Source organism: Nocardia suismassiliense (assembly GCF_900269665.1).
Taxonomy (GTDB): Bacteria; Actinomycetota; Actinomycetes; order Mycobacteriales; family Mycobacteriaceae; genus Nocardia; species Nocardia suismassiliense.
Map to the genome: position 1 here is coordinate 1,405,723 of NZ_LT985361.1, position 21,898 is coordinate 1,427,620.

The window sequence follows — 21,898 nt, forward strand, 5'->3', positions numbered from 1 at the left end:
CGCCGGTCCACCCTGGCTGAACGCACCGTGGCTGCACCGCCCGCGCGATGTTCGTCGCTCGCCGCGCCGCTCGCTGTGCCAGGATGATTTCGAGCGGCTTGCCCGGCAGGGTCGGCTGGTGTTCGGTGTGCCAGATTTGAGGAGAGATCCGCGACGTGACCAGATCAGACGACGAGGCTTCGCAGGACCAGCCCCGCGCCGAACCGGCTACGACGCAGGAGCTTCCCGGCTCGTCTTCGCCCGACGAAACGACCCCCGAGCAACTGGCATTCATGCGCCGATTCCTGGTGTCCGAGGACGCGGACTCGATCGAGGAAGCGGACGTCGACCCCGAGGGTGAACTTCCCGACGTGGGTTTCACGCTCGCCGGTGCCGCACCGCCGACCGAGGATGTCGCGGAGCGAGCCAGTGCGATCAGCCATCAGGTGGCTCGCGAACTCGGCGCGGCAGGCCCGGAGGGCTGGACCCGGCTGGAGGCGGTCTTCGCGATGGCGGTGGGCGCCGAGGTGGCGCTGGTCGTCTTCACCGATGACCAGGATCGCGTCGCGCGGGCCTTTCCGCCGGAGGAGGTGCTCGCACTGATCCGGGAGCACCGGCACCTTTCAGCCCAGCTGAGCGACGGTCCCTGGTGGCGCTATCTGCTCACCCTGACCAGCACCGGCCAGGTCGAGGTCGACTACGACTATGGCGACGAGCCCTTCCCGGACGAGCAGCTGTTCCCGCCGGAGATCTACCGCGCGGACCTCGAGGTGTACCCCCGTGCGTCCCTGCCGATTTGGCTCGGCGCCTACCTCAATCACGGCGACCGCCAGTCCCGCACGCCGCAGCACGCCGCAGTACAAGCCAGGGCGGACCGGGATGTCGGCAAGCGCGGCGTATTGTCGCTGGACGACTTCCCCGCCTTTCCGTTGATGGCCGCGCGGTGGGCGGTGATCGCTGCCGCGTTCGTCGCCGCCGGATCGGAACTCGGGCCGCGGGTGCTGCCGTCGATGAGCTGGTTCGAGGGGCTCAAGCGCAGCGGTTCCACCCTGTACTCGTTGCCCGGCGGGCGAGCCGTGCTGTCGGGCGGGGTGTGGAACGCTCCGGCGCTGGACCGGGTCTACAACCAAGGCGAGCCGATGCCGCAGCTGTACGCCGGTGCGCCGGAGTGGGTCGCCAACCCGGTCCTCAACGCGCGCGTGGCGGGCGGACTGCTGTCGTTCTGCTACTGGTGGGAGGGTGGCAACTGGTATCGCGGTGCGTCACCGATCGCGGACGAGTTGAGCGATGCGGTACCGGGCATGTGGAGCTCGGAGACGGTGGTCGACATCGTCTGCGGCGTGCTCGGCGAGCAGGTGACGCAGCGGCAGCGGGCGGCTGCCGCGACGTTGGTGTCGGCCGCGGAGATCGGGGTCGCCACCCGCGCCACGCTGGTGGATGTTTTCGGTGCCGACGGCGAATTCGATGTCGACGGCGCCTTCTTCCAACTCGCCATGGCCGGCGTGACATTGACGCTGCCGGAGCCGATGCCACAGGAGGATGCGCTGGCCCGGGTCCGTCAATTCATTGTCGACAGCGGCACGGACACCTCGCGCTACCCACTGGAGGACCTGCGCGCGGATCGGATCAGCGTCGGCTGGATGGTGTACGTGCCGACCCAGCCAGGCGAGATCGCGATCGGCCGGGCGATCTTCTACATCGCCGACGACGGTGTGCTCGAGCAGTCTTCCTCGTCGGTGGCGCCGTCCATCTATATCGCGGAGTTCGAGCAACGATTCCAGCAGCGGCACAGCGCGGTGGAGGCAACGCGATGACCGACAGTGAACCGATCGACGTCGACGATCCGGACGCGGATATGTCCAATGAATACAGCCAGATGTTCTATCGAGGCGAACGGTATACCGGTGAGGCGGTAGAACGGGGCGCCGATGGGACGATCATCGGCTTGTGGACATTTGTCGACGGCTTCGAAGAGGGGCCGAGTAAGAGCTGGTATCCCGATGGCGCTCCGAAACATACGGGAATGGTCGCCAGGAATAGGCCCGTCGGCGAGTGGCGTGAATGGTATCCCGATGGACGTTTGCAAGAGGTCAGTGTGTTCGACGGGCCCGGCAAGCTGGTCTCCAGGAAGAAGTGGGATGAGAACGGGGTGCTGATCGATGAGATCCCGCGGACCGGCCAACCGGACGCCGCGGGCGGTGCCGGTGCGGAAGGTGTCTGACCAGGTATGCCCCTAGTTTCTGGGGCGCGGTAGTTCACCTGTTCGGAGTGGTCGGCGAGTGTTGTTGGTGTTACGGTTGTTTGACCGATCGCCGGTTCACGCATGAACAACGCATGAACAGGCGACCGGGTCGTGAACGAGGGCTTCGTGGCCCCGGTCGGTAGTGAGGAAGGGGTTCGCGATGACGGAAAAATTCGAGGTCGATCCCGCCGCATTCCGTAAAGCCGCAGGTAAGAGCCGACATGTCGGCGATCGTGTCGCCGGAGTGTGGTCGAATCTGGAGACCACGATCGCCGGTCGTGGGCAACCATGGGGCAACGACAAGCTGGGCAAGCAGTTCAGCGACGGCGCCGACGGGCAGCCCGGCTACACCGCCTCGAAGAAGAACATGCACGACTTCGCCATCGGCGAGAACGGCAGCGAGGGGATGTCCGGTGTCTTCAGTGGCTTGGCCGACTCCCAAGTGAAGGTCGCCGACGACATCCAGAATATTTTGGAAGAACGCAACCGCCAGGGCTTCGAATACCGATGAGTGAAGGTCGATCGCTGTGACGCATGATTTTTCGCGGGGAGACGTCGCGGGGCTCATGGACGAAGTGCAGTCGCAGCTTCGTACGATCGCGCAAGTGCAGCGCCAGCGCATGGCCCTGGTCGGCAAAGCCTCGGAGCGAGGTGGCCGGGTCACGGTGTCGGTGAACGCCGACGGTGTGCTCATCGACCTCAAATTCGGTCGCGGCGTAGAAGATCTCGAGTACCCGGAGCTGGCGCGCGCGATCCTCAAGGCCGCGCAGGACGCCACCGCCGATGTGGTGCGTCAGGCCGAAGAGTTGATGGCGCCGATCCAGCAAGACCGCGCGCGGCTGCCGAAACTGTCCGACCTGGTCGAAGGCATGCCGGATGTCAGTTCGCTGATGCCGACGGCAGAGCGCGCACCGCAGTCCAAACCCGACGCGCCGGATCGTGTCGCGGCCGAAGACACGGGGATGTCCTTCGAGAACGTGGAACCCATCGAGCGGGCCAAGCCGACGAAGCCGGGGGTCACCGATTCCGGTTGGTGATCGGTTGGTGACCAGATATGGCGGATTTTTGGGACGGCGTCGTCGACGTACTCGGCTGGGTCGCCGGTAGCGACTGGCCGGAAGGCTCCGAGAGTGGTATGCGGGCCCTGGGCGGGGACTGGCATGGGGCCGCCGAGGCGATTCGCGGTATCGAAGCCGATATCACTGCCGCGAAGAACGCGGCCCTTGCCGCGTATCCAGCAGGCGCGGCGCGCGACGAAATCGCCGGCGTATTCGACAAGCTCTGGAACGGCACCGGCGCCACCAAGGAGCAGGAAAACCAAAACCTCAAAAAGATGGCGGAGTTTTTCGACGGGATCGGTGACTCCGCCGAGCAGGTTGGCGATGAGATCGAATACGCCAAATGGATGATGGCCAGTTCGCTCGGTCTCCTCGCTATCGAACTCGCGGCGGCATGGCTGTTTCCGCCGACCGCGCCCGCCGTGCAAGTCGGACTTATCGCGGCGACGCGATTCGGAATTCGGCTGATCGCACAGCGGGTAATGGCCGCGATCTCCAGAGCCCTCGGCAGGATGCTCACGGCAGGCTTCGCCAAGTTCGTCATGAAGCACGTGGCCATCGACCTGGCGCTCGGCACCATGCAGGACCTCGGCATTCAGCAGATGCAGGTGTGGCAGGGACACCGCAAGCAGGGCGTCGACTGGGGTCAGGTCGGGATGACGGCTTTGTCCTCCGGCCTCGGCGGTGCCGCGGCGGGCCCGGTCGGTGACCGGCTCGGGCAGGCCCTGCAGGGAAAGATGCGTCCCTTCTTCGCCGGTGCGGTCACCGGAATGGCCGCTGGCACAGTGGGTGCCGTCGCCGGAGCACTCCCGCAGTTCGCCCTGGATGTCTACAAAAACGGGTGGGACAGCGCGTTCAGCAATCTCGATCCCCGTATGTTCACCGCGGGCATCTCCAACGGCGCGATGTCGGGCGGCAATAAAGCGTTGTCGAACGGCTACTTCAGCTCGTCCCCGAACTGGGGCGGTGGGGTACGGGTAGATCCGATCGGCATGCCACGGGTCGGCTCGCTCGGCACTCTCGAACCGACCGGCGTCGGTGCCGGAACCAACGCGCCCGGCGTTCAGCCGGCCGGGGCAAATGGCTTGGGTACCAACGGTTCTGGTGGTTCGCAGGCTGGTGGTTCGCAAGGCAGTGGATCGAGTCGGGCCGGTGGCGACGGCACGGGCACCGGCGGAAGCAATGGTCGATCGAGTAGTGCGGGCGACAACTCGACGCGCAACTCGGGCGGTACCGATGAGGGCTCGTCGTCGCGAACGTCGACCGGTGACGGTTCCTCCCCGCGGAGTTCGGCCGCCGACGCGCCCGCCTCGCAGAGCTCGAACGATGGATCGGCGAACCGGTCCGACGGCGCGCAGAGTGGCGGTGACAGCGGAGCGCAGCAGCACGACGGCGGAGCTCAGCAGCGCGAGAGTGGGGGCGACAGCGGAGCGCAGCAGCGCGACAGTGGGGGCGGTTCGGAGAACCGCGGTTCGGACGGCGGCCGCCAAGAGGGTGGATCCGAGAGTCGCGCCGGCGTCGCACCGGAACACGGCGCGGGCGCGGACCAGAGTTCCAGCACCGCAGGCGATCACGGTAGTAGCGCGAACGACCGGGGCGCGGGCGAGTCCGGAACCAACGGCACGGATCGCGGCGTGGCGCCACAGCAGCATGCGGGTGGTGACGTCGGTGCGCCGCCGCCGGAGTCGAGACAAGCTGGCCCCCAACAGAATTCACTCACTTCAGACCCGGCTAGGACGGGCGGCGACGGGTCGCAGCCGAGGTCCGGTGTGCCGGGCGAGGCACGCCCGAATGCCAGCGGCGCCGACCCGGCCCGCAGCACTGATCCGGGTCGTAGCGCCGATTCCGGCCGCAGCGCCGATCCCGCCCGCGCGCAGTCGGGTGCCGAACCGCGAACCGGTGATTCGCGGGCAAGCTCACCTGAAACGCGACAGGGCGGCGATCGGCCGCGTGTCGATTCGCGTGCGGGCGTCGCAGAGACGAATCCCCGTGTGGCAGACCGCAGCTCGACTCCTGGCATTCGTGCGGAATCGGGCGGGAGCGAGGCTCCTCGGACATCGGAGCGATCGACAGGTGCGGCGGGAGACCACGCCAAGATCCGTGCCGAGTCGCCCGCCGGACACGCGGCCGTGCGTCCGGAGGCTGGTGCGCCACGCCACGAGGCCGGTGCCCCGCGTCCGGAGGCTGGTGCGCCACGGCAAGAGGGCGGTGTCCCGCGTCCGGAGGCTGGTGCGCCACGACAGGAAACCGGTTCCCCGCGTCCTGATGACGCTGCCCCGCGTTCTGACGATGCCGCGCGGCGTTCCGATGATGCTGCCCCGCGTCAGGACGACAATGCCTCTCGCCCGGAAGACGGTGTCCAGCGTCCGGAAGACGCTGCGCCACAACCGGATCGGTCCAGAAACGGTGAAGCGCCGCGAACCGGCCGCGACCCGGGCTTGCTCGCCGAGGGCGATGCCCGACCCCGCGACGAGAGTTCGGCACCACGCAGTGACGAGGATCCGGCCACCCGCCCGGACGACGCCGACGGTGACCGCCGCCGCGGTTCCGACGACCCCGCATTGGTCCCGCTGCTGGTCGGCCCGGACGGAAGTGCCCCGCCCGCAAGGCATCCGGGTGGTGACGCACCTCGTGCGGACGGATCGCCGCGACCCGAGGGCGACACCGATTCCGGCGAAACTCCACGCCCACGCGGCGACGACGATCTGCGCGGCAAGTGTGGCCTCCTGTCGGTAGTCGATCTGATGCGACGCTTCGGCGCCGAGAACTTCCGCCTGCCCACCCGCACGATCGGCGTCGACGGCATGACCGCAGGCGAATTGGTCGCCGCGGCAGGCGGTTCGCTGCGCGAATTCCGCGGCGCCGACGCCATCGCGAACCGTCTGATGAGTTTGGGCGAGGGCGCGACGGCACTGGTGGTCGACGTCTACAGCGGCCCTGCGGACCGGCACGGGGTCGGCGCGCACGCGTATCTGATGGTGCACGAGAACGGCCAGATCGTGATCCGCGACGCCACGCTGACCGGGGACGAGGGCGGGGCGCCGACCAGGGACGTCAGTCGCTCGCTGGCCATCCTTTTCAACGGCGACGGCACCCCGATCGATCCGGTGCCGAGCCATGTGCGCGACGAGCTGATGGCGGGCGGGGACCACCCCGTCGATCCGGTACGGATCGGTCAGCAGCCGGCGGGTCAACAGTTCTACCGCGGCTCGGACGCCCAATGGCACCATCCGGCCGACCCGGACAACACCTGGCGCGACGGACGTTTCCGCCTGCACGACTACCGCACCGGTCAGTTCATCGAGGACCACCTCAGCACCAACAAGTTCACCTTCCTGGCGGATCAGGGTCCGGCGAGCCCGTACCACCCGACCCAGCCGATGACCCTGACCGACTCGTTGCTGCAGGATCAGCTGCACGACCTGTCCCAGCAACGACTGGACTTGCAGACCGAGCGGGACGGGGTCGCCGACGATCTCGTCAAGCGGCTCATACCCGAGTTCTCGAAGTACGGGCTCTCCGAGATCCCGGAACTGAAGGCCAGCAAGCTCAGTGACGTGATCAGGGATCTGAAGGATCAGATCCGGAACGACTCCGAGCTGAGCTCCGCGGAGAAGGTCGCCAAGCTCACCCTGCTGCGTGACCTGCAGACCACTGCCGAGAACTACAACGATCTCGGCCCACGGATGGTGCAGGTCTCCAAGGATCTCGGCGAACTCGGCGCGCGGGCATGGGGTTTGGACCGGGCACTGCATCCCGACGCGGTGAACCTCACCGATTTCCCCGGCGCCAAGGACGGCCCAGATCTGGTCGATCTCGCCGTGCTGGTGCCGGATCCGGACGGTGGCCCGCCGAAACTGGTAATCATCGAGGCCAAGGGGGTCGGTTCCGGGCTCGGTGGGGCCAATACCGTGGACGGACGGGCACAGCAGGGGTCGCCGGAATATCTGCGGCGTACCTTGGCGATGGACGCCAACCTCAAGACGATCTTGACCGAGACCCCGGAAGCGTTGCGCGCCAGAGGCATCGACCTCGATTCGGCTGCGGGCCGAGATCTGCTGAAAGCGCGTGAGGAGCTGCTGAAAGCGCACCACGACGGAACGCTGAAGATCGAGTACCACAAGGTTCATGTCGATATCCACGGCAAGATAAAGGTCAGCGAGTTCGGCCTGAACCCGAGCGATCGCCCTGCGGTCCGGATGGACACCATCGGTGAGATCCAATCCGATCACACTCCGGCGCAGCCTGATTCGCCCGACAACGGCGGTGGCCCGCATCCGCGTTCGCCCGACGACCAGACCAGCCAGCCGGACGATCGTCGTGGCCGGTGCGGCGAGGACTCCCTGATCGACCTCCGCGACCGGCACGGCGACCAGATCTGGTTGCCGGAGCGCACGATCGGTCCGGACGGAATGACGTCCAGGGAGCTGGAGGCCTTGGCCGGCGGCGAGTTGCGGCCTACCGACCATGACACTGTCCGCCAGCGATTGATCGAACTGGGTGACGGGTCCTCGGCGCTGATCGTCGATACGTACGCGAGCCGCGACGAGTACGGCGTCGGCGCGCACGCCTACGAAATGCTCAACGTCGGCGGCGACATCATCATCCGCGATATCGGCGCCGGTCTGGACAACCACAGCTACCCTCCCCGGACACCGCAGGAAGTGCGCGGCACCCGCGCCATCGTCCTCGGCGGGCCCGAGGGTCGCCCGGATCACCCGATCAGCCACGCGGATCGGATCCGGATGCTCGAGGCGGAGGCGAACGCGGCGACAAGTGGTGAAAGGGTCGGCCGGCCCGTCGACGGCAGGCAGCACGACGGCACCGGAAGTCCGCGCCACGAACTCACCGACACTTCACCGCCTGCCGATACCGCCGAGCCCGACCGGGTCGATGGCGGACGGCGGGATACAGATCTTCCCGACGTCGAAGTGATCGGTGAACCTGGTCCGGGTGTGACGCCGGAAATGCTGGACGCCGCACGGCGATCGGTCGCCGAAACCGGTGAGCCACTGGTGATTTTCGGCAGCCGGCAAACGGGCATCTCGGAGAAGTCGGGTGCGCCGTTCCATGCCGATAGCGATCTCGATGTCGCGGCAACCACGCCCGAGGGGCTGATGAAGCTCGTCGACGTGCACGAGGGGCAGAGCCCGATCCCGAAGGTCAAGGATGTCGCCGGGATATTCAGCGAGCAGCAGGCGCGCGAGAAGGGTTACCTGGTAATCAAACCGGCGGAGGCCGCTTCGGTCGAGGCCAGGTCGACGAATGATCGTGGTCCCGAAGATGCCGGCGCGCAAGAGGGTTCGGGTGCACGCCCGCGTCCGTCGGACGATAACGGATCGACGAGCGATCGCGGGCCGAAAGATACCGATACCGCCGAACGGGAGCCCGGTACGCGGCCCAAACCATCGGATGAGCTGGCGGGCAATGAGGATGGGCCGCGACGGGAGCCGGATCAGCACCGCGACGACGCACTCAGCTACGACGATCACCTGTCCAACAGCGATGAGCCGCCCCGGCCTGCTCCGTCGTCGTTCATCATCCCGGACCACGGCGGCCCACTGCCGGAACCGTCGGTCCAGAGTCATCCGCTGGGCACCCTCGACGAGTCACGGGTAACTCGCGACGCAGACACCGATCTCATCACCCATGTCGACGCCGAGCCGGTCGACGACTTCGTTCGCAGGCTCGGCGCTGAGCGGGCGGATGCGTACCGGCAGGCAGCGACCGACAAGGTGTTGTCGCGAAACGCACAGGGCGCCTGCATGTCCGTCGGCATCGACCGCGAGACCGGGCGCGTCTACGAAGCGGCGAACGGTAAGCGTTCCGATGTAATCGCCGAGGCAGACCTGCATCCGACTCTCGTAGACAATCTCCGGCGCATGGAATCTCAGCTGTACAGCCAGGACGCCGACCCGAATGTGCCTGCGACGGAGAAGTATCCGCACCCGGACGATCCGCTCGGCCACGCCGAGGTCAAGGCCACGAATCAGATGCTGTGGGATCGACGGGCCGCCGGACTGTCCGACGACCACAGCGCGATGGCGGCCCTGCTGCACGCTCCGCAATTTCCGTTCGGCGGCCGTGCCGGGGACGCGCCGTTCTGTGCCAACTGCCACCACATGCTCGCCGGCGCCGAAAGCGCCACCGATCGGCACACGAAATATCCGCCGGCCGACGCCACCCTGCAGAGCAGCCTCGATCGTGCGCGTGACGGCGCAGGGCCGAGCAAGACGTCCGAAACCCCGCCGGTCGCGGAGGTCGACGGCGGTCGCGCCCGGGATGTAGACCCGAAAACGTCTCGTCCGCAAAGGGATTCGTCGTCGGAGCCGAGACCGCGTCCGGCTGCCGAGGAGCCGGGGCCGCGTCCTGCGGAAACGACTCGCCCGCAAGAAGGTTCGACGGCGGAGTCGAGGCCGCGACCGGCTGCGGACGACCCGGCCAGGATGTCGGCGGGACACCTGTCGCCCGAACGGGAGTCTGCGTCCCGGATTCTGCCGCCGCGTCGGCCGGTGGCTCCGGTCGACGGGATGGACGGTGGTGTCCAGCACCCCGACGGCCCGCAGCCGGAGCCGGCGATCGTCGACAGGTGGACGCCGCTGGATGCGGCGGAGGTCGGTCGGCGGTTGGCCGAGGAGACCGGGCTCGGGGTTTACGGGTTCGATCCGGGCATTGTCGATGCCGAGGTGGCGCGCGAAATCGCCAGGGCTGTGGTCGAGGTGCGTGCCAAGTATCCGCACGTTGCCCTGGGCAGCGTGGTCATCGGCGAGTTCCTGACCCGGAACATGGCGGAGGTAATGCCGGGGGTGCACCCCGAGACGCGGGTGCGGTTCGCCGAGTCCATCAAGATCAATAAGGAGTTCGTCGGAAGCCTGGACAGTTTCCGGGCTGAAGTCGAACTCGGCGTGAGCCGGGGACGGTTCGACGAGTCCGCCACCGTTCGCCCGGTCTACCAGATGATCTGGCACGAATTCGGTCACGCGGTGGACTTCCACGGACAGCGGACCTCGCTTCGACCGGTGGATCCGAGCGGCCGGAGCCCGCTGACCTATACCGACCAGGTCCTGCAGGACTACTACCGGCGCAAAGCCGCGCTGGACCCCGCTTACCCCGACACCAGCGCCGGGTACCACCAGTGGCTACGCCAGCTCAGCCGATACAGCTTCGACGAGCGCGGGTTCTTCAACCCGGGCGAAGCCGTCGCCGACGCCTTCCGCGAGGTCGAACTGCGTGGCCCGCGGGCGAGTGAGCCCGCCCGAGTCATGCACAAGATGCTGACCGACTTGGCGGCATTGGGTCCCGAGGTGCTGGCTCCACGGCGACTGGATCCCGCGCCACATCCGGCGGCGGACCCGCCGGCCAGGATGGCGGTCGAGCCGCCGCACGACTCCGGGTCCAACGACCGCGGTCCTCGGCACGAGAGCATCGAGGACTGGGCCGCGCGCATGCGAGCCGAGACCGCCGAGTGGACGGCGCGCATGGCCGCTGAGCATGCGGCGGTCATGCGGCGGCTCGCGGATATCGAGCCGGTGGACTGGGCCACGCAGATGCAGGCCGATCACGCCGAATGGCGTGCTCGAATGTTGGCGATGCGTGCCGAGTTCTCCCGCGATATCGCCGACGGTGTGCTGCCTCGGCCCTCGGCGGAGGCGCTGCCGGAAGAAGCGGGCAAGCATCGGACTCCTGAGCCCGAAGGTGAGGTCCCGCATCCTGGTGATGTAAAGGTCTGGCCGCGCGACGATCCCGCCGCGCAGCCGGTGGCCGAGGGTGCCGGGGGCGGGAAGAAGCCGCCGCAATCGCCACCGCGCGTTGCGGATCCGGGTGATCCAGGTGATGACGGCACGAACCGCGGCGAACGGCAGCCCGGCGAGGAGTCGCCGGCGGAGCGCGAAGGTGGCCAGCCGCGTCAGGAGCCGGAGACGACTGGTACGCCGCCTCGGGAGCCGGAGACGACTGGTACGCCGCCTCGGGAGCCTGAGACCGCTGGTACCCCGCGACCGGAGCCTGAGACCGCTGGTACCCCGCGTCCCGAGCCTGAGACTGCCGGCACCCCCCGCCCTGAGGACACCTTCGACGCACGTCAAGCCGCGCTGAACGCTGAGCGTGATCGTGTTGTCGCCGAACGCGATGCACTGCGGCAGCAGCGTGACGAACTGGCAGGGCGACTCGGAGTTTCGTCGGCGGCCGACTGGATCGCACTGCATCCGGACCTCTTGCAGCGCACCCTGGAGGAGCTGCGGGGTCGCACCATGGAGGTGCGCGAGGAGATGCCGCGCGAGCTGGCGCGCATCGACCAGCTGGAGCAGCTGGCCAACCGGCTTGCCGACAAGAATGCCGACATCGCCAGGATCGATAGCGAGTTGGCGCGGTTGGCCGCCGAACGCGAAGCGGCCATTCGACGCGAGACCCCGACGGCGGAGTACGACCGCCTGCTCGATGAGCGGCGGGAGCTGGCACGGGAGCGCGAATCCGCCAGGGTGAAGCGGGACGAACTGGCCGACCGCCTCGGCATCCGGGAGCTGTCCGGCGACGCGTTCGAGCGCAGGATGCTCGAACTCTACGATGAGGCGCGGACCCGACGGACGCGGATACCCGGCACGCTGGACTCCCCGGAACAATTTGTGCGAGAACGTGTTTCGAGTGCCGACGTGGAACAGCACAACCGGACGGTCCGGCGGCTGGTCGATGCGGTCGCGGAATTCAACCGCCTCGACGCGGCCGTCGCCGACACGGACGCGCGCCTGGCGCAACTGCACGACGCGGGCATCGGCCGGGATCGACCGTCGGCCGACGATCTCACCGGCGACCTCGATCGGATGGCCCGCGAGCACGCCGAGATCCTCCGCGATATCGAGGCGCGGCGCTCGTTGATGGCGGATCTGGCCCGGTCGCTCGGCATTCCGGAGTCGGATCTCGGTCCGCAGCGTCAACAGCTGGAAGAAACGCTGCGGGATCACCGGAACCGGATCACGGACAACACCGATGCGTCCGTGGAGCGGCACCGCCTGCTCGACGCGCTGCACGACGCCGCGGATGACGTGCTGGCGGCCGACAACGCCGCGGGCAGGCTGCAGGACGAGATGGCCCGGGTCACCGGGCTGTGGCGCGACCTCATCGCGGCCGAGGGCGGCCGGATGGTGAACGACCGGGTCGGCATCATCTTCGGCGAGCGGCCGCGGATCATCGTGTTCGGCCCGCGCGCGGAATTCGACAACCCGCGGGCCGGGCACGACCGAGACCTCGCCCATGCCATCCGTACCGAACCTGTTGTGGCACATGCGATGATGCGGCAGCCGCGCATCGAATACCGGCAGGTTGTCACCGAGCCGGATGGTTCGTGGCAACAGGTGCCGATGCGCGGTCCGGCCATGGAGCGCACCGCCACCGGCTGGATCAACGGTGATCCCGGCCTGCTGCTCGTCCGCTGGCAAGACGCCAGCGGTCAATGGCATGCGGTGGATCCCACCAAAGCCGAATGGCGCGGCGAAGTCGGCCGCAAACCGAAGGATGAAAAGGAGCCGGGTGATCCGGACTGGTGGGGCGGGCTCGGCGACTTCGGCAACGACCTGGCGACACCTTTCGCGGATATCCCACCGGGACAGATAGCGCGAAACATGCTGCCGATGAACCCGATCGGCGCGACGATCACGTACTTCGAGGGTGGTATCCCGCCGGAAGACATCGCCACCGTGCACGCCGGTAGCGATTTCTATGCCGTGCAACGGAATCTGCGCACGTTGCTCGACGTGGTCAAGATTCCCATGGTGCGTGATTGGATCCACCGGCATCCGGCGATCGGCGACTGGATCAAGGCGCGCCCCTGGTTGCAGCGACTTCCCCCGTTCGCCACCCAGTGGTCGTCGGTCGAGTGGCATCGCCCGCCGGAGACCAACATTCAGCCGATGGTCCGCCGGTGGGACGCCGACGAGCACTCGAACAACCCGCAGCGGGTCGAGATCGCGGAGTGGCTGCAGCGCGCGATCGATAGGGATGTCGCGAAATGGCGGAAGGTGCAGGAATGGGCCGACGCCGAATACGAGAAGTTCCGCAACGACGATCAGCTCGCGGACCGCATGGTCGAGCCACTGAACGAGTATCGGGACGAGCAGCGGCGCGTCGGTGCGCAGGATTTGGTCGATCGCATCCGCAAGGAACTGGTCGACCCGCACGAGGGCGTCGACCTGGGCCGTCCCGATGTCGACCGGCAATTGGCGATGATCGATCAGGCCATCGATCTGATCGCCCGAGATGCCTTCGACAACTTCCCGACCGATGATCCGGCCGAGGTCAGGAACACGGTCGCCGATATCCGGCAGCGACTGCTGGAGATCAGGAACGACCGCCCGATCACCGATGCGGACATCACCGGGATCGTCGACGAGCTGACCCCCGGCATGCGTCCGCTGCTGCCGAAGATCGAAGACCACGCGAAGCCGGATCCCTTCCCCCGCGGCTCTACCGTCGAAGGCGAGCAGACACCGCCCCGGCCCGCCTACCCGGAGTTCACCAGGGATCAGCTGCAGCAGATCATCAATCACCTGATGCACGACGAGCATCTGGCTCGCGATTACGCCGATCCGGACGCCCGACTGGTGTGGGTGCGGATGGATCAGCTCGCCGATGTGGCGGAGGCGATCCACCGGATCGTGGACGGCAAGCCGCGACCGGAGGACGTCGTCCTCATGCTCGACGCGCTCGCCGAGTCGAACTTCCTGCGCGATCCCGCCAACAGGGACGCGACCTGGCACGAGGCGAACGCGCACGCGATCGCCGAGGGCTTCCACTGGGACGCGAACCGGCCGCCGCTGACCGGTCCCCGCGCGGGTATCCCGTACGCGCCGGAACCGCTCAGCACGCCGGAATCGCTCACGACGCCGGAGCCGTTCCTGCCGCGGGACCGCTACGAACTGGAGTTGGCCAAGGCACGGGTCCGTTGGGAGGCGACCACCGCCGCGCTGTTCGCAGCCGCACAGGCCGCCAGGGCCGATCCGGACGCATTGTTCGGCGCCGACGATCCCGTCGCCCATTTGGCCGACCTGCGGGCACAGCAGCCGGACGCCGACGGTCAGCGGCGCATCGATGAACTGACCCGCGCGCTCGAAGCATTCGATGACGCCGGTGCTGAGGTGACGCGCCTCGAGCAGCGCCTCGAACAGCACGACGCAGACCGGGCACGTGCCCGTGCGGTGGCGCGCGGCGAAGTTCCGGAACTGCCTGCCGTGCAGGCGGACACGACCGCGCTGCCGGAAGCGTCGGTGCCGCAGGAGACGTCCGCGCAGCAGCAGCGGGCCGCCGAGGCCGACGCGCAGCAACGGCGCGATGAGATCGACCGCTTGGAGCGCGAAAAAGCCGAGGCACTGCGCGTCCGGGACGAGGCCGAGGAACAGCTGCGGCAGGCGCGGGATCAGGCCGAGGCCGAAGACGCTTTCGATCGGCAACGCCATGCCGTGCGCGACGCGGCCGAGCTGGACCGATTGCTCACCGAGCAGCTCAGGGACGGCGCCTTGCTCGAAGCGGGCGCGCAGCCGATCGCCGAGGTGCCTCAGGTCGGCGTCATCCCCGGCGACCCGCGACAGGTCGCTGTGGTGGTACGCGGTGAATCCGCTGACCCCACAACGCTTATCGATCGCGCCGTCGCACTGCGCCCGGACCTCGCCGACCTCGTCGGACCGAACCGCGACAACGTCGTCGTCTTCCGTCTCGTCCCCGGCGAAGACGGCCGCACCCAGGTGCACCGGACCGATCCGCCGGATGCGCCTCCGCTGCCCGCATCCCGCCCAGAACCCGACGCGCCGAGCGACGGCGGTGCCGCGAAGAAGCCACCGACCGGCGAGGCGCCGCAACCCGGCGACGGGCCGAGCACTCCGGCGCCGAAAGAAACTGCGGCACCGAGTAAGCCGGGCGAAGAGCCCGGCGCTCAGGCACAGAAGCCTGCCGGCGAGTCCAATAAGCCTGTCGGCGAGGCAAGCAGCCCTGTCGGCGAGGCGAACAAGCCTGTCGGCGAAGCGAATACGTCGTCGGGCGAGGCGAACAAGCCTGTCGGCGAGGCGAAGAAGCCGGTCAGCGAGCCGAACGTGCCTGCGGGGGAAGCGAATAAGCCGGTCGGTACAGCGGATAAGCCCGTTGCTGAGGCAGGAAGACCTGTCGCCGAGGCACCCGAGCCGAGCACGGACGGCGGAGCGAAGAGGCCGCCGCAGCCCCCCGCGTCCGGCGACGAAGGCAACACCAGCCATCACCGCCCACCCGAGGGTGCTGTGCCGCCCGGTGATCCGGGTAGCAACCGTCCGCCCGCCACCGCGCAGCCCGGTCAGTGGTCGACAGTCGGCGATCCACGACCCTACGACCCGACCACCCGGACACCGGAGTTCGAGGGATTGGTCGACCGGATCACCGCGTCCGCCGACACCGGTCGGCAGCTGCTCGACCAGGCGCGCACGATGCTGCGCACACTCGGTGCCGATCCGGACGGGCTGAACCCGCACGAGCTGGAGCAGCAGGCCCGAGATGTGTTGAACAACGCCAAGTCTCGGGCCGAGGAACTGCAGAACCGCGCCCATGTGCCGAGCGAAGAGATGGTGCAGTACTTCGACGATCTGCACGCGGCACAGCAGCACTACGCTGACAGCGCGCGGGCGACCGCGGAGGTGTCGAGGGCGCTCAACCAGTACCACGAGTCGGTGCGGGCCACGCACGACCTACGGGCCGAGGCGGCGGCCGTGATCGCACGGGACGTGCTCGCCACCGAGGGACAGCCGCTCCCCGGTTCGGACGGCGTCGCGATACTGCCGGGCGACCCGCAGCGGGTGCTCGTGGCCTCGCCGTTCAGGGACCCGGAGCAGGTGATCGGCGCCGACCTGCGCGAGACGCTGGCGCAACGGGGTGTCGAGGTCATCTACCGGCAAGTGCTGGTCGACGACCAGGGGCAAGTATCCATCGTCGACCTGGTGCCGCCGAGCGGCCCGGACCCGCAGAGCGGAACTACCCCGCAGACACCCCCACCCGCCCCCGGCANCGACCCCCCGCGCGGCGGCCCCCCGCCACCGCGTGCCGGCCCCCCGGCACCGCACGGCAGCGCCACACCGCAACAGCCCAGCGCCACACCGCAACAGCCCAGCGCCACACCGCAGCAGCCCAGCGCCACACCGCAACAGCCCAGCGCCACACCGCAGCAGCCCAGCGCCACACCGCAGCAGCCCAGCGCCACACCGCAGCAGCCCAGCGCCACACCGCAACAGCCCAGCGCCACACCGCAACAGCCCAGCGCCACACCGCAACAGCCCAGCGCCACACCGGCACGCCCTGGCGGCGGTACACCCGAACAGCCCAGCGGCACACCGGCACGGCCCGGCAGTGGCACACCAGCACGGCCTGTCGGCGAAGCACCGCCACGCGCCGGCGAGCCGAATGACGTTACGGGAGCAAACAAACGGGGGGAGGGATCACGCACGGACAACGTACCGCCCCCCGGTGAGGTCAAAGCCGGCACACAAAAAGAACCACCCCAGCCTGGGGCCGCCGGCGCGGGTGGCGGAAAGAAACCGCCGCAACCCCCGACGGCACCGCCGACCGGCGACCCGGGCGACGACGGAGCGCACCGTCCGCCGGAGCGCGGTTCCGCTGATCGACCGAGCGAATCCAGCCCCGACGCGGCGGCGATCGCCCGCGCGGTCGCACGGGTCGAGGCCGCGCCCACCTCGGGTGAAACACTCCAGGTCCAGCTGCTCAGCGAGGGCGCGCTGCAGATGGCGGAGCGGGTCGAGCTGATCACGCTCCCGGACGACACCCAGCTGATCCGCAAGACGCTCAGCAATGTGCTGCACGCCGATGCGGAAGTGCTTGCGGCACTGGTCGGTCGAGCGGTCGGCGCGAATGTGCCGCACATCGTGCGCGTCAGCGACAACGTGATCTACATGCAGGTGATGCCCGGCGACTGGGCCAGCGCACTGCATCGGGGCGCGTGGAGCCCGCAGCAGACCGGATTGACCGACACCCCGGCCGGTGTTCGCCTCGGCTTGCTGGACGTGCTGATCCGCATGCCGGACCGCGGCATGACGAACTGGCTGGTCACCCCGGAGGGGCTCATCAGCGCCATCGACCACAGCCTGGCGTTCGGCAACGGTCGTCGTTCGGACGGCGAAACCAGCAGTGGGTTCGCGTATCACTTCGTCGAGCGCGGCGCCGATGGCGAGTGGCATTGGCGCCAGCACGAGCTGAGCGCGGCTGATGTCGCCGAGATCCGCCGCCGGATCGAGGCGCTGGCACCGGAATTCGCGCAACACCCCGACTGGTATCAGTCCGTTCTCGATCGGTTGACCACGATCGAGCAGAACGTGCGGCCGGACAGCGATCCGCCGCCGGCGAGCCCGTCCGCCGGACCCGACAAGCCAGGTGGCGCTGGGCCGCAACGACCGGGTGGACCGCACGCCACCGGTGGTTCCGAGCGTCCCGGGGGCGCTGAAAACGGCCGTGGCACAACGAGACCCGAGGGCTCCTCGGATCCGGCAGGCACACCACGCTCCGAGGGCACGCCGCAACCCGACCCGGCAGCGGTGCGCGCGGCGGACGACGCCGAACGCCGCGCCGAACTGATCGAGGCGCGCGACGTCGCCATCCGGGACCACGAGCTCGCGCTCCGCAGGCGCAACGAACTGGCCGAGTTCCTCGGCGTCGACCCGACCGACGATTGGGCGGCACTGCAGCCGGGCGACACCCTCGCCGACACGCTGCGGCAGCTGAACCACCACCGCATCGATGGGCCGGAGCGGTTGCCGCACGACATGATCCGGGTCAAAGAGCTGGAACGGCTGTCGAATCGGGTGCCCGAGGCAGCGGCGACCATCGAGCGGCTGAACGCCGAACTGGCGGCGCTCGATGCCGAGGACGCGGGCCCGAGGGAAACCCGGGAGGCCGAATACGATCGCCTGCTCGACGAACGGGCCGAGCGGGCGCGCGACCGCGAAGCCGCGCGCGCGACCAGGGATGACCTCGCCGTCCGACTCAACGTGACCGACCTGACCGGCGACGCGTTCGACCGGCGGGTGCTCGAGCTGCATAACGAGGCGCGCACCAAGACAGTGCGGGTACGGGGCAATCTCGACAGCCCCGGCCGGGTCGCCCACGAACCGGTGGCCGGGCCGGAGCGGGAGATGCGCGAACGGACCATCCGCCGGCTGGTCCAGGCGGTCGAGGAGTTCAACCGGCTCGATCAGGTCGTCGACGGGATCGACACCAGGCTCAACGAACTGCACCGCGAGAACGTGAACCGGGACCGCCCGCTCGCCGATAACGTTGTCGCCGCGCTGGATCGGCTGGCCCGCGAGCAGGCGGCCATCTTCCAGCACAGCAGGCCGCGGCGCACGGTGCTGGAAGACCTGGCCGAGCGTCTGGACGTGCCGCTGTCCGAACTCGGCCCGGATCCACGACAACTGGCCGAGACGATGCGGCAGCAACGGGGAATCGAGGACGACACCGATCCCGACCGGCAGGGCATGCTCGACGAGCTCGAGGCCGCCGCGATTGATGTGATCAGGTCCGATACCGCGATGACTCGTCTGCAGGAACAGATGACGCAGCTCACCGAGCGGTGGCACGAGGTGGTCGAGTGGCGCGACACGCTGCGCGCCGAGGGCGGACGGATGGCGACCGACCGGGTCGGCATCATCGACGGCGAGCCGCCGCGGATCGTTGTCTTCGGTCAGCAGCCCGAGTCGGCGCGTCCGCACGCCCTGCACGATGCCGCGCTCGAACACGCGATACGAACGAGTTCCTCGATCGCGCAGGCGATGTTGCGGCATCCGCGGATCGAATACCGGCAGACCACCCCCGGTGGCGAAACAGTGGTCCACCCGGGTCCGCCGCTGGAGCACATGTCGACGGGCTGGATCAACGGCGACCCCGGTGTCCTGGCGGTCCGCTGGCGCGACGGCGAAGGGACGTGGCGTTGGGTCGATCCGACCCGGCCCGACTGGTCGGTCAATGTCGGCGAGGACGGCAAGCTGCGCCGGGGCGCCGACCTGGAGAGCTACGACCCGGGTGACCCGGATTGGTGGGCCGGCCTCGCCGACTACATCAATGATCTGGCAACGCCTTTCGCCGATATCCCGCCCGGGCATATGGCGAAGAACATGCTGCCGATGAACCCGATGAACGTCCCGGTGAAGTACTTCCAGGGCGACATACCGGACGACGCGCTCGTCAACGTGCATATCGGCTCGGATTTCTATGCCATCCAACGGGATATCCGCACGCTGCTCGCGGCGATCGACCATCCCGCCGTGCGGGATTGGATCCAGCGGCACCCGGCGATCGGGGACTGGGTCAAGGCGCGGCCGTGGTTGCAGAAGCTGCCGCCGTTCGGCACGGTGTGGTCCGGCTTCGACTGGCACAAGCCGCCGGAGACCAACATTCAGCCGATGTTCCGTGACTGGGAGGCGAGCGAGCACTCTCGCCACGACCTGCACGTGGAGCTCCCCGAATGGTTGCAGCAGGTCTTCGCGCGGGAGGCCGCCGAATGGCAGCGGGTCCAAAACTGGGCCGACGGAGAATACGATCGCTTCCGCGCCGACGATCAGCTGGCCGACAAGATCGCCGATCAGTTGGCGCGCTACGGCGAGAATCAGCAGGCGGCCGCGGCGCGCAAGGTCATCGACCTGGTGCGCAAGGAGTTGGTGGACGCGCACCGCGGCATCGACCCGACGCGCCCCGACGTCGCCGAGCAACTGGACCGGGTCGATCGGCAGATCGATGACCTGGCCGAGCGCACGTTCGCCATGTTCGACCCCAACGACCCGATCGCGGTGCGCGACACCATCGCCGACATTCGCAACCTGCTGGTCGACGCCCAGAACGCCGGGCGCAAAACGGACGAAGAGATCGACGCGATCGCGCGGGAGCTGGCGCCGAACATGTGGCACGACGCCACCGCCGACGGCGCCGTGCCGCCGCCACACTTCACCAGGGAACAGATCCAGCAGATCCTCGATCATCTGATGAAGGACGAGCACCTGGTCACCGATTACGCCGATCCCAGCGGCAGAGTGGTGCGCAGGCGAATGGATCAGCTGGCCGATGTCGCCGAGGCGATCAACCGCCTCGTGGCAGGCGAGCCGCTGAAGCAGGACATCGTGCTGCTGTACGACGCGCTGGCCGAATCGGAGTACCTGCGCGACCCGGAGAATTGGAAGAAGACCTGGCACGACGCGAACACGCACGCCGTCGCCCTCGGCTTCCACTGGGACGCGGACCGTCCGCCACTGACCGGCTGGCGCAAAGACATTCCCTACGCCGCCACCCCGCTGCCCGAGACGACGCCGTTCCTGCCGCGCGATCGCTACCAGCTCGAATTGTCCGAGGCGCACGCCGTTTTGGACGCACGCACCGACGCGCTGCTGGCACTGGAACAGAGTTTGGGCATCGATCCCGCCTGGCTGTTCGGCTCCGCCGAGCCGATCGACACTCGATTGGCGCAGCTGCGAGCGGAGCAGCCGGACGCGGACGCCGCACGCCGGGTGGACGACCTGGCGCGAGCCTTCCGCGAGTTCGAGGACGCCGCCGCGGAGGTGCGGCGGCACGAGGAGAACCTCGACCGCCACGACACCGAGCTCGATCGAGCACGGGCACTGGAGCGCAGTGGACAGCCCGAACTGTCCGGCCCGGTCACCGAGACGCCGCAGGGTGATCGACCCGAAGCCGCCGCGTCCAACCAGCAAGAAGCGCTGGGCGATTCGACGTCGGAACGTGCCCGTCCGGCTACCGATGACACCGAAGGTGGTGCGCCGCAGGTCGATCCGGGATCGGCGTCGGATCCCGATCGTGGACTTGCGGATTCGGGTCGTGACCGCACTGATGTCGAGGAACTGCCGGGTGATTCGGAGTCGACTCGCCACCGGCCTCGTGGCTCGGACGAGGGTGGCTCGGATCGTGATCGCGCTGAGAGCGATGCCGAGGGTGCGGAGCCGTCGGTGGGTTCGGGCTCGGGTCAGCATCGGGACCGGGGGACCGACGACGATGATTCCGACGGGGCGGACCGGGACCGCACGCCGGGTGCCGACCTGAAGCCGCCGGTGTTCCGTTCGCGCATACCGCATCCGCCGCACGAGTTCGAGCTCGACTTCCCGCCGCCGGTGGTATCGCCGCTGCCGCCGACCGCACCGATGCCGGACCTGCCGGAGCACAAGGAGCCGCCGCGGCCACCCGTGCCACCACAGCCGCCGCATCCCCCGACGACACCGGTTCCGCCTCGACGTCCGTCACCGACACCGACACCGACACCGACGGACATTCCGGTAATGCCGCGACCGTCGACTCCGCCGTCGACTCCGCCGTCGACGCCCCCGACCACGCCGCCGTCGACGCCCCCGACCACGCCGCCGNCTAACGCGGTGTCGCGCCACTCGCCTCTCCTTCTTTTTTTTTTTTGAGGCCTCCGCCGCCCCCCGTGACCTCCACCCTCCTTCTCGTCGGCAGCGTCAGTTGTTTAAAGGAGCCGGGCCGAACCTTTCCCCGTACCCGGGTGAGCCCGGGAGCTCCCGACTCGCCGGCCAGCCGTCGCAGCCGAGCCAACCCGGTCAGTCCGGGCAGAACGGCCCGCCACTGCACTTGGCTCAGGCCAACGGTTCTC

5 protein-coding genes are annotated in these 21,898 nt (G+C 68.4%); all 5 read left to right on the forward strand.

All coding sequences use genetic code 11. The annotated features are described in order from the left end of the window. Positions 1-155 precede the first annotated feature (155 nt). On the forward strand, positions 156-1,793 hold the full coding sequence (locus tag DBO33_RS06305; RefSeq protein ID WP_107654177.1) for a hypothetical protein: 1,638 nt from the start codon (positions 156-158) through the stop codon (positions 1,791-1,793). Next, positions 1,790-2,200 (forward strand): toxin-antitoxin system YwqK family antitoxin, encoded by a 411-nt coding sequence (locus tag DBO33_RS06310; protein ID WP_107654178.1) that lies wholly within the window; start codon positions 1,790-1,792, stop codon positions 2,198-2,200. Before DBO33_RS06305 ends, DBO33_RS06310 begins: the two co-directional genes overlap by 4 nt. Before the next feature lie 181 nt (positions 2,201-2,381). Further along, entirely contained in the window at positions 2,382-2,732 is a 351-nt protein-coding gene (locus DBO33_RS06315) for a hypothetical protein (RefSeq protein WP_107654179.1), read from the forward strand. A 55-nt stretch (positions 2,733-2,787) separates the two neighbouring features. Further along, a complete protein-coding gene (locus DBO33_RS06320; RefSeq protein ID WP_267897913.1) occupies positions 2,788-3,258 on the forward strand; it encodes a YbaB/EbfC family nucleoid-associated protein in 471 nt (156 codons plus the stop codon). A gap of 17 nt (positions 3,259-3,275) precedes the next feature. Beyond that, positions 3,276-21,698 (forward strand): WXG100-like domain-containing protein, encoded by an 18,423-nt coding sequence (locus tag DBO33_RS44885; protein WP_107654181.1) that lies wholly within the window; start codon positions 3,276-3,278, stop codon positions 21,696-21,698. Positions 21,699-21,898 lie beyond the last annotated feature (200 nt).